Raw genomic sequence first — 503 nt, 5'->3', positions numbered from 1 at the left:
GAGCGCGCTCATGCCGCGATCTCGTCTTGTTGCGCGCCTTCGGCCTCGGCGTTAAAGCCAAGCAGGAAATCGGCGGCTTTCGAGGCCAGGCTGGCGGCGCGGAAAATGGCGCGGTTGTCCTCGTGCAGAACGGCGAGCCATGAGCCGATGTAATCGGAATGGCGCACGGTCGGCTCGATAGCGAGGCTGCTGCAGATGAAGGCTGCGGCGATCTCGGCGACCAGTTCCTCGCGCGCATAGGTCCTGGAGCCGAACGAGCCGGAGAGGTCGCGCGCCAGCCGCGCCGGGTGGCCGGTCCAGTGGCCAAGCTCGTGAAAGCAGGTCCGGTAATAGTCGATCTGGTGGAAAAAAGCCGGCTGGGGCGGCACCTGGATGGTGTCGCTGCCCGGCATGTAGAAAGCGCGATCGCCGCCGATGCGGAAATCGGCGCCGCTTGCTCGAATAAGCGCCTCGGCCTGCGGAACGATTTCGCGCGCCGGCAGCGGCTCGGCGGCGGCATGGAG

General features: G+C 66.6%; 1 protein-coding gene. It reads right to left on the bottom strand.

From position 1 onward, the window contains the following. Positions 1–8: 8 nt before the first annotated feature. A partial coding sequence (locus tag AC0L2V_RS32250) for an ArdC family protein (RefSeq protein ID WP_473522196.1) occupies positions 9–503 on the bottom strand: 495 nt, incomplete at its 5' end.

This window comes from Mesorhizobium sp. WSM4814 (assembly GCF_055811595.1).
The sequence above is the reverse complement of the archived record's forward strand: the minus strand, read 5'-3'. Positions and strand labels throughout refer to the sequence as shown.